Here is a 15,606-nt window from a genome sequence, read left to right as displayed (position 1 = left end):
TCGTGAAAGCCCGAGGCTAGGAAGTGCGCCGATGCCACCAAGTGGCGCCGCTTCAGGGGGAGTTGACCTGGAGCGGCGCCACCTGCGGCGCGACGGCCGAGTGACTCTCGCAGCCCCGCCGCGCCCTCGTCCACGCCGTTAGGCAAGGCTGACGGAGTCCCCGAGAGGAAACGTCCCGGCGAGCGTCGTCGACTAGCAGAAAACCAGCCCCGACCTGGGACTTTGCGTCTTCCAGAGCTGTCGGCCCCTTTCCCGCCTACTCAGCGAAAAGCCCCCGGAAAGTCCCTGGGATGTCCCCGTTGCGGAGCGTCCTGACCTGCGTTTCGAGCACTGCATCGGGCGGGCGATGGATGACGGCAGCAGTTTGTCCTCTCGCCTGAGGACCCCCTCATGGGCACGACGCCAGGACCGAACTGAGTCCATCGAGCAACTGAGTACCGGTCTGGTGGTGATGGGCAGGTTCGGCCTGGCGCTATCGAAATCGCCGCAAGGTGCCGCCCTACACCACACCCGTCGGCCACGGCGCCCTCTCTCTTCTCGCCGTCTTCGACGTGTAGGCGCAAACGACGACTGACTGCTGTGCCTGCCAGCCTGCTTGTGCGGCTTCTCCACGCGCCTGCCCTTGTCCCGGGCCACCACGACGGTGCTGTTTGGCCAAAACATCCACGTCCGTGTCCAGCGCTGCCTACTCTGATCACCAACCGGCGGTAACAGAGACGGCGGCGAGAACGTAGCGAAACCGAGCACTTCGCCACGGATGTACGCGTCCTCGCCAGACGCGGGCCCGCCCATGTCCTCTACGGCGACGAGCAGTTCTGGTTCTCCCACCATCGACCGGACCCCACCGCCGTCACCTATCACCAGCCTCCCGCACGCCTGGCCCGCTTCATGCCGGCCACGAACTGGCGACGGCTCGCCGCACACGCAAGGCAGATCATCGCCCTCGCCCCCGACCAGGTGGCCTTCTTCGCCGACCACCTGCCCGAGGAACGTGTGCACCTGATCCCGCATGGCATCGACACCACCGCCTTCACACCGGCAGGCGTCCCGGAGCCCGACGCCCGGCCACTGATCCTGACCGTGGGCTGGTGGCTACGCGATTGGGACGTCCTGGACACCGTCCACGACCGGCTCCACCAACGGCACGGCAACAACATCCAGCTCGCCGTCGTCACCCGCCAGGCCAACCAGCGCACCTGGCACCCAGCCGTAAGCGTGCTGGAAGGCATCAGCGAAACCACCCTCACCCAGCTCTATCGCCAGGCCGCCGCCGTGCTCCTCCCCCTGGCGGACGCAACCGCCAACAACGCACTCCTGGAAGCCCTGGCCTGCGGAACCCCCGTAGTCGCCACCGACACCGGCGGCATCCCCTACTACACGGGCGATAGCCCGGCCGCCCTTCTCACACCACCCGGCGACGCATCTGCCGCCGTCGAAGCTGTCGAAACCCTGCTCAGCGAACTTGGCACCGCCGCCCATGCCACACGACGTGCCGCGGCCCGAGAGCGCGCAGAGCTCTTCGCCTGGCCGCGCATCGCCGATCAAGTCCGCTCCGTCTACCGCCTGCTGGAGGACGAACAATGACGGTCGCCGAACTCTGGCTCCACTTCGCCGTTCCGGTCTTGATCGCACTTCTGCTGGCCCGCGGGCTCTGGGCACTCGTCGCAGTCGAGCTCTGTGCCCGTTGGCTGCTGGCCAGCGCCGACCAGGACCCCGTTCCGGCCGACGAGGAGGGGCCGTGGCTGGTTGTCCTGCTGCCCATGCTCCGCGAGCAAGCCCTTGTTCCCGAGACGATGGCCGCCTTCACCGCCCTCGACTACCCACGTGAACGTGCAGCGGTGGTCGTCATCACCACCGAACGAGAAGAGACCGCCCGTCGTCGCGACCGTGATCGGCTTCCGGTACTGGCAGCCACCAGCCACCTCGCCGAGGCACAACTGCGCGAGCTGTTCCCCCGCGCCCGCTGCGGCGATATCGCAGTCCAGGTCAACGCCGCCCCCAGGGAGAAGCGCCTCGCCGTCCTCACCGACCTGTACGACGCCGAACCCACGACCCGCGAAACCGTCGCCACCCTTGCCGAAGTCCAGCCGGCCGTCGGGCTGCGCTTGGTACACCTCCACCAACCAGACACCGGTGGCCGCAAGGCCGGACAGCTCAACCACGCCATCAACCACCTCGACGGAATCCTCGGCCCCCTCGGCTGGCACGACGAGGACGACGCGGACAACACCTTCCTCTGCGTCTACGACGCAGACGCCGTCCCAGACGTCCGTACGCTGAACTCTTTCGCCGAGGCAGCCACTCGCCACAGGGCCCGCACCGGGCGGCCACCGTCCCTCATCCAGCAGCAGCGCCTGCCACTGCTCGGTCGCCGCCCCTTCCCATCCGGCGCCACCGGCCTGATCCTGGCCGGAGAATGGCTCTACCAACTCCGCCGCTCACTCGGCATCGAGCTCGCCCGCATCCGCCTGATGCAATGGCTCACCACCGCCCAAGTCCCAAGTCCCATACGGGCACTGCTACGGCCAATGATCTACGGCGTCGGCTGTGGCATGACCGTCCATCTGCCGACCGTGCGAGACCTCGGTGGCTTCCCCGAACCCATGGAGGATCTCGGCACAGGCCACCGTCTTTCGCTCCTCGGTGCCGACATCGCACCTGCCCCCATCGCAGTCCTGGACGAGCCCTATACAGAGTCACGCGGCCTGACCAACCTCCACGCGCTCGCCTTCCTCACGTCAGCCCGGCCAGACCGACATACGAAAGCCGTCGCTCACCTGCCGAGCACCCTCTCCCCCATCGGCAAGGTGCTCCTGGTACTCCGGGAATGGGCCGACGAGGTCGCCTGGCTCACCGGCGCGCCGCTCATCGCCTCCGCGGTCATCTCTGCCTGCTGGTCCGGCCCCCTGTGCTTCGCGCTCGCCCTCGCGGGTGTCCTGCTGCACGGCCCCATCCTGACCGCCCGACTCATCAAGCTGGTCCCTGCTCTCCATGCCACGGTCATCCCCACGATCGGCCATATCGCTGCCGCCCCACGCCCTACACGCGCCCTGGGCGCGAAGCTGATCGCATGCAGTCCCAGTCAACCGTTCATCCGCCTCGCCGGCCCCTGGCGAATGATCCTGCGCCACATCACCGGACACTCGACCACCTTCGGCAAGACTGAACGCTGAAGCACCGCCCAATCCCGACAAGGAAGTTGGACCAGAACGTGACCGAGCCCGGCACCCCCGAAATCCGCACCTCCGCCAAAGCCGTCATCCTCCACGACGGCCACGTCCTCCTCATGCGTGCCGTCTGGGAGGAGCAGGAGTGCTACTTCCTCCCCGGTGGCGGCCAACGCCCCGGGGAGAGTCTCAGCGACGCTGTCCGCCGTGAAGTCGACGAAGAAACCGGCCTGACCGTCACCGTCGAGCGGCTGCTGTGGCTCCGTGAATACATCGGTGCCAACCACGACCACCCCGTAAGCGAAGCCAACACCCACCGCATCGAAGCGATCTTCCTGTGCACCCCCACCAGCGATCCCGGTCAACTCGGCGGCCACGCCCAGGACGAAGTGCAGACCGGCCTGGAATGGGTACCGCTGGGCGAATCCCCTGCCATCAACCTGCTCCCGCAGGCCATCCGCCAGCTCATCACCACCCTCGCCGAGGCACCCACGCTCTCAGGCACCTACCTCGGCGATGTCTCCTGACAATGCCATGGACGGCATAGACGGCCGCGTCCCGTCCAGCGCCCGCGAGATCACCACCGGCCAGGCCAACCGCGTCTGGTCGGTGGACGGACCGACGCCGTACATCCTCAAGCACTACGGCGACCCGAGCCGCGCCGCCAACGAAGTAGCCGCTCTCCGCCTCCTGACCAGATACCACGCCCCAGCTCCGCAGCTGCTCGCCACGTCCAGCGGCAGCAGCACCCCTCCATGGACCGCACAGACCGCACTTCACGCGAGACCCGTCCCCGTCGACCGGTTCCTGACGGAACTCGCCGAACCGCTGGCCGCCATCCACTGTATCCCCGGCACCCACTTCGGCCGCCTCGCCGGCGCCCGACAACACCACAGCTGGACCGACTACCTCCACGACCGCCTGCACACGTACGCGGCAGCCGCCCCGGACTTGCGTTCCACGGCCCGGCTCCTCCACCAAGAAGTCGAGGCCAGCGACAACACCATCCAGCCAGTACTGCTCCATCACGACTTGCAACCGAGCCACCTCCTGCGTGAACCCGCTGGTTCCCGACTGCTCATCGACTGGGAGCTGGCCATCTTCGGCGACCAGCGGTCCGACCTCGCCCGCCTCGCCGTACGCCTCGACCTCGACGACCCCACACCCGTACTCGCCCTAATCAGCCAGCAGGAACCCACCACCGAGAGTCGACTCCGCCTGTACTGGCAGATCCATCTGCTCGCCGACGCCACGCTGAGCACGGACCCGGCCGTACGGGAGCGGGCGGCCAGGCGGCTGCTCAGATGGAGGTGAGCAAGACACACCGGGATGATTGCCCAAGCAAAGCAGATCCTTCTGCTTACCTACGGACTGCGGCACACCCGTCAGAGACCTTCAGGAAGGTCAGCTCAGTCGCCGGGTTGTCGTGTAGGCCGCGCCCAGGGCTACCCGGGTGTCCAGGTCACGGGCAGGGTCCGCCACCTCGACCGCCGCCAGATTCTTCTTGCCCTGGCACAGCACCAGCCGGCGCCCGTGGAACAGCTCGTCAACCGTGGCCACCGCGTCGTCGGAGGTCACCTTCACGTTGTTGACGTAGGCGCCGACCTCTTGGAGCTACCAGCCAGGAGGCTTGGCGGTACCCATGGCGTGGGTAACGGTGATCTCGATGACGACTCGCTCGGGATTGGGGCGCGGGGTCTTGTACCGCTGGGCGTAGCGCGCTTCGGCGTCGGCTACGGACTCTGGATCATCTTTGACAATCGCGGTGCCTTCGAGGGTGCACCAACGTCGGCCCTCGGCCTGGCTGACCGCGACGCGGGCCCCTTGGCCGGCGGCGCGGATATTGCGGACCTTCTTGCTCGTGCCACTGCTGATAACGCGGGCAATGCGGGTTGCCGGGTCGTAGGTCACCCCCACGGGGACGAGGTGCGGAGTGCCATTGGGGCGTGATGTCGCAAGGAAGCAGGTCCGACGCTCCTCCCAGAAGCCCTCGTGTGGCGGCGGGGGTGCGGGGGTCGCGCTAGTCATGACAAGTCCTTCTGCAGGCGGTGCCGGAGGCATGTGGAAACCGCCCAAAACAGGTCGATCTCTTGGTCTGGGACATCTCCGCGAAGGCGGAGATAGCGCCGACAGAGCGTTTTCCAACCTCACGCTGATGCGTGGTGAAGGACCAGGACGGCTTTCACGACGTCGGTGATGCGGTTCGTGCTGCAGCGAAGCTTCCGAAGGAGACGCCGGCCCTTGAGGGTGGCCATGGCCTGCTCACCGACGCAGCGGTTCTTGGTGTGGGTGGTGTTGTGGCGGCGCTTCCATCGCTTGAGACGGCGGCCTCGGAACGGAACCCGGACGGGCCCGCCGGCGCCTTGATACGCCTTGTCGGCCCAGCATCTGAGTCCCGCGTCGGCAAGGGCTTCGATGATCCCGTGCCGCCTGGCGGCGGTGAGGTCGTGGGTCGAACCCGGCAGTGCGGGCCAGGCCCACAGCAGACGGCCGAACGGATCGGTGAGGACCTGGACGTTCACTCCGTGGCGTTTGTGTTTTCCCCAGTAGTACGGGGTGTCGGCGGCGATGCGGTCGATCGGCAGCAGGGTACCGTCGAGGATGACGAACGCCTTCGCCCGGATCGTCCTCATCGCCTCGGCCAGGGACGGGGCGAGGGCGGACAGGACCTCGACGGCTTCCCCTATGTAGCGGAAGACGGTTGCGATTCCGATGCCGAACCCGGCGGCGAGCTGGGCATAGGTGTCACCGCACCGCAGATGAGCCAGGGCGAGCAGGGCCTGGCGTGCAGCGGAGAGACGCCGCCACCGCGTCCCGATCTCCTGCCTCCTCACGGCCAGTTGCCCCGTCAGGAACCGCAGAGTGCGGCTGGACAGATCGATCGAGGACGGATAGGCAAGCACACGAAGCTCCTGGCGGACACGGGTGATCTTGGTCGAGAACCCGTCTACCAGGAGCTTCACCCTTGCGCAGGACCGTCCAACTCGCGGTCAGCAACGCCAGCTTGGAAACGGATCAATGGACCAGACCGTCATCCACGGAAGCCCGAGCCATCTTCCGCGCCAAGGAAGCACAGACGCTCACCCCCGAGCAACGCGAACGCTGGTGGGCAGCCGCTTTCGCTGAAATTGGCGTGGACTACGACTTCCCCACGCTCAACATCACGCCCGTTCGGCGGGAGGTGGCAGCAGCGTGACCCGCGAGGGCATAACCGGCCCGATACCGGCCGTGAACATCGCACTGTGCATCAAGTGCCACAAGCTCAGTGACGCGCCCGTTGCCGTGCGCTGGATCGAGAGTGACAGCGGTCCCGGAACCACCCTGTATGCCTGCCCCGAGCACGCCGTAGAACTCGGCGCGGGGCCGACTCCCCGCAGTTGGGGGAGTTCGGCGCGCGGCACCGGGCGCCGCTGCCACGTGTGCACGGTCTGGAGCAGCCGCATGGTCACCCCCGGCAGCACCCGGGCCGCCGGCCAGACGACGTGTCCTTGCGCGTCGACGAAGCCGACGTTCCACGTCGCGCCCTCGGACAGCACGTCGGTCCCCGGCTCGACGAACAGCGCGTCGTCGGCACCGGCCCGTTGCGCGGCCCGCCGGATGGCCAACTGCCCGAAGAGCCCGACGTGCTTCACCTCGGGCATCTCCCGCTGGTACACGACGGTGGTGACCCGCAACGGCGCCAGCGGGCCGCCCACCGGGCGGCAGGTGACCAGGAGGTGCGGCTCGGCGTCGGCCCCGGGCCGGGCCAGCCCCAGACCGGGGTCGAACACCGTCACCCGCACGGCCAGCGAACCCGTCCGCCCGTCCACGGCCTGGCCGAGGAGGGCGCGGACCCGCGCGCGGTCCAGCGCGGCGTCGAACACGGTCCGGCAGTCGGCCGCCAAGCGGTCGAGGTGCAACGACAGTCCCTTGACGCGCCCGTCGTCGACGCGCAGCGTGGTGAAGTGGCCGAAGTTGGTGAGCGCCAGTGCCTTGAGCGCGTCGACACCGACCGGTTCGCCGTTGAGGTAGTCCATCGGCTCAGTCTGACAGCGCCGCAGGCCACACCAGCGCCGGCGGTCGCGGACCGCACCGGCGCGGGGGAGGCCCCGGGCGGCACCCGCCGACCGGGGCGCGCACCGCGCCGCACCGCTCCGGCGGCCCGACGCGGCCGGATCCCGGGCCTGTCACGCCGAGCGGACCGCGTCGGCGAGCCGGGCCACCCGGGCCAGCGTCGGCTCCGCGAGGAATTCGGGCGCCCGGCGGGTGAACGCCTCGGCCCCCGCGGCGCCGATGAGCTCGCTCGCCACCTCCGCGACCATGGCGATCATCGCCAGCGAATCGCCGCCCAGTTGGTGGAAGTCGGTCCCCGACCCCATCCCGTCCGGGTCGGTGCCCAGCACCCGCGCCCAGATCTTCGCGACGGCCGCCTCGGTGTCGTCCAACGGCGTCGCGTCGGCGGGCGCCTGGGCATCGGCGAACGGATCGGGCAGCGCCGACGCGGCGACCTTTCCGTTCACGGTGCGCGGGATCTCCGCGACCACCAGCATGGCGGCGGGCACCATGTACGACGGCAGGCGTTCGAGGAGGTGCGCCGTGAGCTCCGCCACCTCGACCGGGGGGACGTCGGGCCGCAGCACGACGTAGCCGCACAGCGCCCGGTCGGTCCGGCCGGGCGGCGTCCGCGGCACGACGACCGCCGCCGCGACCGCCGGATGCGACTCCAGCGTGAACGCGATCTCCGACGGTTCGATGCGGTGCCCCCGCACCTTGACCTGGTCGTCGACGCGCCCGCAGCACTCCACCTCGCCCGACGGCAGCCGGCGCGCCAGGTCCCCGGTCCGGTAGGCGCGGGTGCCGTCGGCCAGCCGCACGAACCGCTGCCGGGTCAGGTCCGGCCGGCCCCGGTAGCGGCGGGCGAGCTGCACGCCGCCGATGTAGAGCTCGCCGGTCTCGCCCGGGGCGACGAACCGGCGCTCCGCGTCGAGCAGGAACAGCGAGACGCCGTCCTGCGGCAGCCCGATGGGTACGTTCGCACCGGTGTCCTGTTCGGGGTCGAAGACGTGGTCGCTGACCCCGATGGTGGCCTCGGCCGGCCCGTAGAGGTTGATGATGCGGCAGGCGGGGCCGAACACCTCCCGGGCCCGCAGGGCGAGGGCCCGGGTGAACTGCTCCCCGATCACCATCAGCGTGCCGACCGCACCGGGCCGCAGCCCCAACCGGGTGATCAGGTCGAGGTGCGACGGTGTCAGCGCGAGCGCGGTCGCTCCGGCCTCCAACACCTCCTGCAAGGACAGGTGGTCGAGCTCGTCGCGCATGAGCAGCAGCGTGCCGCCGACCAGGAACGGCAGCACGAGGGAGATCTGCGCGACGTCGAAGGAGAGCGAACACAGCAGGGGGAGCCGGGTGTCCGGGCCGATGCCGTGTTCCCGCAGCGCCCAGTGCGCGTAGTTGGTCAGGCTGCGGTGCTCGATGTCGACGCCCTTGGGCCGGCCGGTCGAGCCGGAGGTGTACACCACGTACGCCAGGTCCGACGGCGCGGGCGGCGTCGGCGGCTCGGCCGGGTCGGCCGCGTACGACAGCTCGTCCAGCACCAGCCGTTCGCAGCCCTCGGGCAGGAAGTCCCGTCCGTTGTGCGGGTGTTGGGTCAGGCACAGCGGTGCCCGGGCGTCCTGGAGCAGGTCGCGGATCCGCCCGTCCGGGTGTTTGGTGTCCATCGGCAGGTAGGCCGCGCCGGCCAGCAGCGCCCCCCAGGCCCCGGTGACCGCGGCCACCGTCCGGTCCGTGCACAACCCGACGACGGTGTCCCGGCCGATGCCGCGGGCCCGCAGCTCCGCGGCGACCACCCGCGCCCGGCGGTCGAGTTCGGCGTAGGTCACCTCGCCTTCGGGGCCGCTGATCGCCACCGCGTCGGGCCGCGAGCGCACCTGTTCGCGGAACAGGTCGACCACCGTCCGGTCCCCGGGCGTGGCAGCCCCGTCGGCCGGGACCGGCGGCAGCAGCGTGGCCCGCTCCCGGTGGGCGGCCGGCGACAGGGACTCGCAGAGCGCGTCGAGCAGTCGTTCCGCTCCGGCCTCCGCCTCCTCGCCGGGCCACCAGGACAGGGTCAGTTCGGTGCGGCCGTCGGACTCCACGACGTTCAGGCCCAACGGGCTCGCCGGCTCGCGCGGGGCGAGCAGGTAGCTCGCGACCGGCTCGAAGGTGTCGGTGGCGAACGCGTCGGCGGACGTCTTGCCGAGGCTGTTCACGCCGGCCAGCGAGGAGAAACGGTCCGTCCGGCGCGCCTTGCGGTCCACCCCGCGCACGAGCATGCGCAGCAGCCCGAGCGGCACCTTCAGCACCTCGGGCCCCGGGGCGCGCACGGTGCCCCGGCGCTCGGACAGCACCGTCAGCAGCTGCTGCTGGGTGGCCTGCCACCCGTCCGCCGGGGTGACCTGAAGCGAGACGGTGACCGCGAAGTTGGAGGTGGAGCGCACCCCCGGGTGGTACGGCCGCAGGTCCACCGGGATGCTCACCGGCACCGTCTCCTGCCCCGACAGCCGCGCCAGTTCGGTGGCCAGCCGGGCGGCCACCGCGGGGAAGGTGCCGTCGAGCGAGCGCCGCCACCAGCGGTGGCCGCCGAACCGCGCGTCCGCCGGCACGCCCAGCAGCGACGGGAGGACGAAGTCCTGGTTCTTGGCGTCCGCCTGGGCGATCAGCGGGTCGTCCAGTTCGGCCACGGTCGTCACCGACTGCGCGCCCTCCGGTTCCTCACCGCGCAGCGCCCGGAAGACGTCCAGCGCCCACAGGCGCAGCCCGCGGGCGTCCATCACCGCGTGCGAGGCGCGGAAGACGACGGCCGGGAACTCCCCGTCGCACAGTACGACCTCGCAGTACGCGCCCTGCACCGGCAGGGGCCGCCGCAGCTCCGGGACGTCGTTGAGGGTGGTGCGGTCCAGCACGGTGCCGGTCGCGCGGCGGACCGGTGGTGGCCGGCGGCTGTCGGACCAGCGGTTGCCCCGCCGGGCCAACCGGGCGCCGGGACAGGACTCCGCGGCCGTGGCGACCGCCCGGCGGAGTTCTGCGGCGTCGATCCTGCCGGCGCCCTCGACGACGAGGTTGAGCACCGGCGACAGTGCGGCGGGGAACCCCAAGTACCAGTGCTCGAAGGGGACCACGGTCCTGGCGAAGCGGTGAGTGTCCGCCATGGTGGCTGGTTTTGGCTTCATCCCCGCATCGAACTGCACCCGACACTATGCAATTCCTTAGAGGGTTCGATGCACCTCGATCGCGGATCGCGGTTCTCGGCACCGCGATCGACGCGCTCCGGCGGGTGGTCCTCAGGCCCCGGGCGCCCGCGGCACCACGATGGGGGCGGCGTCGCCGGGGGCGGTGAGGATGTCGGCTTGCACGGCGTAGAGCTCCTTCACCAGCGGGCCGTCGACAATGTCGCGGGGGGGCGCCCTGCGCGATGACGCGGCCGTCCTTCATGGCGATCACGGTGTCGGCGTAGCGGGCGGCCGAGGCCAGGTCGTGCAGGACCATGACGACCGTCCGGCCGGCCGCCGCCACCGTGCGTACGAGCGAGAGCACGTCGATGACGTGGCCCAGGTCGAGGGCGCTGGTGGGTTCGTCGAGCAGGACCACCGGGGTCTGTTGGGCCAGGACCATGGCGAGCCAGCAGCGTTGGCGCTGGCCGCCGGAGAGCCGGTCCAGGCGTTCGGCGGCCAGCGCCCGGGTGCCGGTGGCCTCCAGCGCCTCGTGCACCGCGCGCTCGTCCTCGCGTGACCATTGGCGGAGCAGTCCCTGGTGGGGATGGCGGCCGTAGCGGACGAGGCCCGCGACGGTCACCGCCTCTGGGGCCCGCGGTGCCTGCGGGAACAGGGCGACGTGCCGGACGGCCTGACGCCGGGTCAGCTGCCAGAGGCCGTGCCCGTCGGCCCGCACCGTCCCGAAGTCCGGTCGGTGGAGGCGGGCGACGGCCCGCAACAGGGTCGACTTCCCACAGCCGTTGGGGCCCACGATCGCGGTGACGCTCCCTCGGGGAACGGCGAACGAGGCGTCGTGGACCACTCGGCGGTGCGGATAGCCGACGGTGAGGCCGTCGAGGGCGAGCCCGGCGGTTGCGGTCATGGCGGTCAGACCTTTCCGGTGTTGCGGTCCGGGCGGAAGAGGACCCAGAGGAGGAAGGGGCCGCCGAGGACGCTGGTGACGACGCCGACGGGGAGTTCGACGGGGGCGGCCACCCGGGCCAACGCATCGGCCGCGGTGGTCAGGCAGGCGCCGGCCAGGGCGGAGCCGAGGACCGGGACGCGGGTGGGGCCGCTCAGCCGCTGCGCCAGGATCGGGGCGGCGAGCGCGACGAAGGAGATCGGGCCGCCGACGCCGACCGCGACGCCGGCCAGGGCCACGGCGAGCGCGAGCGCGGCGGCCCGCAGGCGGCGCAGGTCCACGCCGAGGCCGGCGGCCAGGTCGTCGTCGAAGCGCAGGAGTTGCAGCCGGTGGCCGGCGGCCAGGCACAGCGGCACCAGGAACGCCAGGGCCACCAGGAGCGGGGTGCCGGCGGTGGCGTCGCGGCCGTTGAGGCTGCCGACGGCCCACAGGAAGACCCCGCCGGCGGTGTTGTCGTTCTGACGGGACATCACCAGGTCGCCCACCGCGCCGAGGAACGTGGACACGCCGATGCCGACCACCAGCACCCGGTAGCCGCGGCTGCCGGCGCCGCCCGCGCACAGCACCACCAGGGCCGCGGCGGCGATCGCGCCCAGCGGCCCGAGCCACCAGTCGCCGACCAGACCGGAGGTGGAGCCGGCCGCCGCGGCGACGACGGCCGCGGTGGCGCCGTCGTTGACGCCGACGAGGTCCGGTGTGGCGAGCCGGTTGTCGGCCAGGGTCTGGGTGAGGCAGCCGGCGATGCCGAGGGCGGCGCCGACCATGAGGCCGACCAGGACGCGCGGCAGCCGGAAGTCGCGCACGATCAGCACGGTGCCCGGGTCGCCGGTGCCCAGCAGGCCGGACACGGTCTGCGACGGGCTCATGCCGGTCGAACTCGCCGCCACTGCCACGGTGATGAGCAGCAGCGCCAGCGGTGCCAGGAGGGCGACGGCCAGCGCGCTGCGGCGAGGGAAGAGCCAGGAGAGGGTGCCGGCGCGTAGCACGGTGCTGTCGGGCGGGGTGAGCGCCGGGGCGGTGCGCGGTGGCGTCATGCCGAGGCTCCAGCGGTGGACAGGCGGGACGAGCGGGCGATCCACACCAGGAGGGGGCCGCCCACGAAGGCGAGCAGCACGCTGACCGGGGTCTCCCACGGGCGGATGACGATCCGGGCGAGGACGTCGGCGACGATCATCACGTCCGCGGCGATCAGTCCGGACAGGGCGAGTTGGGCGGTCGTGCGGGCCCCGGCGAGCGCGCGGGCGGCGTACGGCGCGAGCAGTCCGAGAAAGGCGATCGGCCCGGCGACCCGGTAGGGCCGGGTTCGCTTGTGGGTGATCCCGGCATCCGCCAGCGCGTCGCGCCAGTTGCGTGAGCGGTAGCAGGAGCCGTTGTCGGTCAGGACCCGCTCGACGGTGATCCCGGCCTGGGCGAAGAAGGCGTGGGCCCGTTTCCAAAAGCCGGTGGCGGTTTCCTTCTTCTCGTCAGTGTGGATCTCGCTGTAGGCCAGGCGGGAGTGGTCGTCGACGGCGGTGTGAAGGTAGCTGTAGCCGGTGCCTGAGCGGGTTTTGCGGCCTGCGGCCCGGCCGAGGACCTTGTGGCCGCCGCCGTCGGGGATGTTGCCGAGCTTCTTGATGTCGACGTGCACCAGTTCGCCTGGGCGATCGCGTTCGTAGCGGCGTATGACGCGGCCGGTGGCCCGGTCCAGATGTGCCAGGCGGGCCAGGCCGTAGCGGGTCAGCACCCGGTGCACGGTCGAGGGCACCAGGTGCAGCAGGTGTGCGATGCGGGCCGGTCCCCAGCGGCGCAGGACGCGGACCTTGATGATGCGCCGTTCGGTGCGGGTCGGGGTGCGGCGCGGGCTCGTGTGCGGGCAGGAGGACAGGTCCCTCATACCGGCCTCGCCGTGCGTGCGGTAGCGGCCGGCCCACCGCTGGGCGGTGGTGGGCGAGACCTGGAAGCGTTCGGCGGCCCGGCGAAGAGGCCAGCCGTCCTCGACCACGCAACGGGCCAGGCGCAGCCGTCCGGTCTCGGTCAGGGGTGCATTACGGTGGGGCACGAGGGCCTTTCTGTTGGTGTAGACGTCGCAATCCACACCGAACCGAAGGCCCTCACCTGTTCAAGATCCCTCAGCCGAGACCTGGCTCACCCGTCCACAACCTCCCCGGACAGAACACCTAGGGCCGGCTATGGGGGTATCCCTCGTGTTCTCGCCGCGGGTCATCTGGCGGTGTGAACGCGGGGCTTTCGGCTATCGGACGGCGGCGCGGTAGAGCAGCCGGCGGTGCCGGGAGCTGTCGCAGGGGGAGGCGGTGTGGAGGGTGGCGAGGTTGTCCCACACGACCATGTCGCCCTCCTCCCAGCGGTGGCTGTAGACGTACGGCGCGCTGGTCGCGTGCTCCAGCAGCTCCTCCAGCAGCGCGCGGCTTTCCTGCTCGGCGAGCGTGGGGATGCCGCTGATCACCATGGAGCCGAGTAGCAGGCTGCGGGCGCCGGTTGCGGGGTGGGTCAGGACGAGCGGGTGCTCGATCTCCGGGCTCGCGGTCAGGCTCCCGGTCGCGATCGACGACTGGCCGCCGCTGGCCTGGCTCTGGAGCGCGCAGAGATGCTCCATCGAATGCACCGCGCGCATCCCCTCGATCCGCTGCCGCGTCGCGGGGGAGAGGTCGACGTAGGCGCGGGTCGCGTCGGCGAAGCGGGTCTCGCCGCCCTGGGCAGGGGTGATGACCGAGTAGAGCATCGTCGCCGAGGTGAGCTCGGGCTTGAAGCTGTTGTCGGCGTGCCACTCCTCCTCGTTGTCCCCGTCGTAGATGCCGATGTGCTCGCCGTCCTCGACGATGTTGCTGATGACGGTCAGGCCCGGAAAGCCGCCGACGGCGTACCGGCGGTCGACGCGGGTGTCCACCGTCCCGAAGCAGGAGGCGACGGTCAGCAGGTCGGCGTGGGTCAGGTGCTGGCGGGGCACGATCAGCAGCCGGTGCTGATGCAGGGCCGCCGCCAGCTGGGGCGCGAGGCGCTCGGCGTGGATCGCGAGGTCGGCATCGACGACGGCGCCGAAGCCGCTCTCGTCGAGCGGGCGCAGCGACAGGTCCATCGCCACTCCTTCCGGACGGTGATCGGGGCGGTCAGAACTGGGGCGAGGGGTGGAAGACGCTGATGTCCTTGACGCCGGAGGCGGCCATGCACAGGCGCTCGATGCCGATGCCGAGTCCGACGCTGCCGGCCGGCACGCGGCCGGCGTCGATCGCCTCCCGGGCCAGGGCCTGTTCGTCGTCGTACAGGTCCACTGCACGGGCCCGGTCGATGAACGCGGTCCCGTCGGGCTCGTCCTCGTAGCCGTGGACGACCTCGATGCCGTCGACCAGGACCTCGAAGGCGGTTGAGGACGGCGGTGGTGCCGGGCGTGAGGCGGGCGCACGGCTCGTCCCCGCCGACCGGGTACTCGGTCAGGAATAGCGCTGCGCCGGTGCTCTGGGCCTCCAGTTCGCGTTCCACGTACTGCCCGAGCACCGTCTTGAACGGCACGTCCGCGCTCATGCCCAGGTGGGCGGCCATCCGCGCGGGCAGGTCACCGAGGGGCTCGCGGTGCAGGTCGATGCCGAACTGGTCGCGGACGTGGCCGGCGACGGAGACCCGCTGGGGGGTGTACGGAAGGTGCGGGCCGATCAGCTGCTCGGCGAGTGCCAGGAGGAAGTTGAAGTCCTCGCCGGCGGCGTAGAGGTCGAGCATCTGGAACTCGGGCGCGTGCAACCCGTCGGGCTTCTCGGGCCGGAAGCATGCGCCGATCTCGAAGATGCGCCGGTGGTGCTCCAGGTTCTTGCGCAGGGCCGGGCCGATCATCGCCCGCAGGAACCGCCCGCCGTCATGGTCCACCGGTAGGCGGCGTCCCGGGCCGAGGTCGGCTCTGCGCAATGTCGGGGTGGTCACCTCGACGAAGGTCTCCGCGCGGAGCGTGTCCCGCAGGCTGAACAGCAGGTCGGACTTCATGACGACGGGGTTGAGCACGGGTGCTCCTCAAGGTCGTTGATTCCGGGCGGAGTTCGCTGGGAGCCGGGCCCCGCGGTGATCTGGCGTGTGGGTCCTCGGCGGGGCCACAAAGTAGCCGCGCCCGCACGAGCAGCAGAAGCCCTTCCACCAGCCGTGCGGCGGCCAGCGGGCTGAAAATGGGGCTCGTTCAGGAACAACGTTCGGCGTTTTTGCAGCTCAACGCGGGTGTGCGCGCAACGGGGACGCAACGGTCCCGTGCAACCGGCGCAACGGCCAGAGCCGTTGCGGCCCTCCTCAGCCCAGCTCTAGCGTGACTGGCCAAGCGCCCGGCGTGACTGCCACG

13 protein-coding genes and 3 pseudogenes are annotated in these 15,606 nt (G+C 70.7%); 5 read left to right on the top strand and 11 right to left on the bottom strand.

All coding sequences use genetic code 11. The features are described from left to right. Window positions 1–888 precede the first annotated feature (888 nt). Genes CG747_RS44275 through CG747_RS44260 form a run of 4 tightly spaced genes read left to right on the top strand, consistent with a single transcriptional unit; the run spans window position 889 to window position 4,481 of the window. The gene (locus CG747_RS44275) at window positions 889–1,584 is read left to right on the top strand and encodes a glycosyltransferase family 4 protein (protein WP_100607543.1); all 696 of its coding nucleotides are present in this window, start codon (window positions 889–891) and stop codon (window positions 1,582–1,584) included. Continuing rightward, on the top strand, window positions 1,581–3,173 hold the full coding sequence (locus CG747_RS44270; protein WP_100607542.1) for a hypothetical protein: 1,593 nt from the start codon (window positions 1,581–1,583) through the stop codon (window positions 3,171–3,173). The genes CG747_RS44275 and CG747_RS44270 overlap by 4 nt, the downstream gene beginning before the upstream one ends. Before the next feature lie 38 nt (window positions 3,174–3,211). Continuing rightward, window positions 3,212–3,694, top strand: a complete 483-nt coding sequence (locus CG747_RS44265; protein ID WP_180986002.1) for an NUDIX domain-containing protein — start codon at window positions 3,212–3,214, stop codon at window positions 3,692–3,694. Continuing rightward, window positions 3,684–4,481, top strand: coding sequence for a phosphotransferase family protein (locus CG747_RS44260; protein WP_100607540.1), 798 nt, complete (start codon window positions 3,684–3,686; stop codon window positions 4,479–4,481). The genes CG747_RS44265 and CG747_RS44260 overlap by 11 nt, the downstream gene beginning before the upstream one ends. A 90-nt stretch (window positions 4,482–4,571) precedes the next feature. On the opposite strand, the pseudogene CG747_RS49000 reads toward CG747_RS44260, so the two are convergent. The 3 genes and pseudogenes from CG747_RS49000 to CG747_RS44245 all read right to left on the bottom strand — a co-directional run. Further along, window positions 4,572–4,781: pseudogene (locus CG747_RS49000) on the bottom strand (hypothetical protein); the annotation flags it as partial. Beyond that, entirely contained in the window at window positions 4,782–5,195 is a 414-nt protein-coding gene (locus CG747_RS44250; RefSeq protein ID WP_100607539.1) for a TIGR03618 family F420-dependent PPOX class oxidoreductase, read from the bottom strand. A gap of 119 nt (window positions 5,196–5,314) precedes the next feature. Further along, window positions 5,315–6,070: a transposase family protein gene (locus tag CG747_RS44245; protein WP_100607538.1), complete on the bottom strand. Its 756-nt coding sequence runs from the start codon at window positions 6,068–6,070 to the stop codon at window positions 5,315–5,317. 62 nt (window positions 6,071–6,132) lie between these two features. On the opposite strand from CG747_RS44245, the gene CG747_RS47685 reads away from it, so the two are divergent. Next, complete coding sequence (locus CG747_RS47685) at window positions 6,133–6,363, top strand: glucuronate isomerase (protein WP_146022276.1); 231 nt, start codon at window positions 6,133–6,135, stop codon at window positions 6,361–6,363. Here CG747_RS47685 and CG747_RS44235 read toward each other — a convergent pair. From CG747_RS44235 to CG747_RS50485, 8 genes and pseudogenes are all read right to left on the bottom strand, one after another. After that, complete coding sequence (locus tag CG747_RS44235) at window positions 6,329–7,183, bottom strand: aminotransferase class IV (RefSeq protein ID WP_257981174.1); 855 nt, start codon at window positions 7,181–7,183, stop codon at window positions 6,329–6,331. The two genes, CG747_RS47685 and CG747_RS44235, sit on opposite strands and share 35 nt — an antisense overlap. Window positions 7,184–7,333: 150 nt before the next feature. Then, window positions 7,334–10,333, bottom strand: a complete 3,000-nt coding sequence (locus CG747_RS44230) for a non-ribosomal peptide synthetase (RefSeq protein WP_100607537.1) — start codon at window positions 10,331–10,333, stop codon at window positions 7,334–7,336. A 132-nt stretch (window positions 10,334–10,465) separates the two neighbouring features. Continuing rightward, window positions 10,466–11,258: pseudogene (locus CG747_RS44225) on the bottom strand (ABC transporter ATP-binding protein). A 5-nt stretch (window positions 11,259–11,263) separates the two neighbouring features. Then, a complete protein-coding gene (locus tag CG747_RS44220; RefSeq protein ID WP_100607536.1) occupies window positions 11,264–12,331 on the bottom strand; it encodes an iron chelate uptake ABC transporter family permease subunit in 1,068 nt (355 codons plus the stop codon). Then, entirely contained in the window at window positions 12,328–13,335 is a 1,008-nt protein-coding gene (locus CG747_RS44215) for an IS481 family transposase (RefSeq protein ID WP_180986001.1), read from the bottom strand. Before CG747_RS44215 ends, CG747_RS44220 begins: the two co-directional genes overlap by 4 nt. 192 nt (window positions 13,336–13,527) lie before the next feature. Next, the gene (locus CG747_RS44210; protein ID WP_100607535.1) at window positions 13,528–14,370 is read right to left on the bottom strand and encodes a TauD/TfdA family dioxygenase; all 843 of its coding nucleotides are present in this window, start codon (window positions 14,368–14,370) and stop codon (window positions 13,528–13,530) included. A gap of 31 nt (window positions 14,371–14,401) precedes the next feature. Further along, window positions 14,402–14,563, bottom strand: coding sequence for a hypothetical protein (locus CG747_RS50490; RefSeq protein WP_257981178.1), 162 nt, complete (start codon window positions 14,561–14,563; stop codon window positions 14,402–14,404). Between the two features lie 433 nt (window positions 14,564–14,996). Beyond that, a pseudogene (locus CG747_RS50485) lies at window positions 14,997–15,263 on the bottom strand (amino acid--tRNA ligase-related protein); the annotation flags it as partial. Between the last annotated feature and the right edge of the window lie 343 nt (window positions 15,264–15,606).

Source organism: Streptomyces sp. CB02959, from assembly GCF_002803155.1.
Lineage (GTDB): Bacteria > Actinomycetota > Actinomycetes > Streptomycetales > Streptomycetaceae > Streptomyces.
Note: the sequence above shows the minus strand (reverse complement) of the source record. Positions and strands in the feature narration are given on the sequence as shown.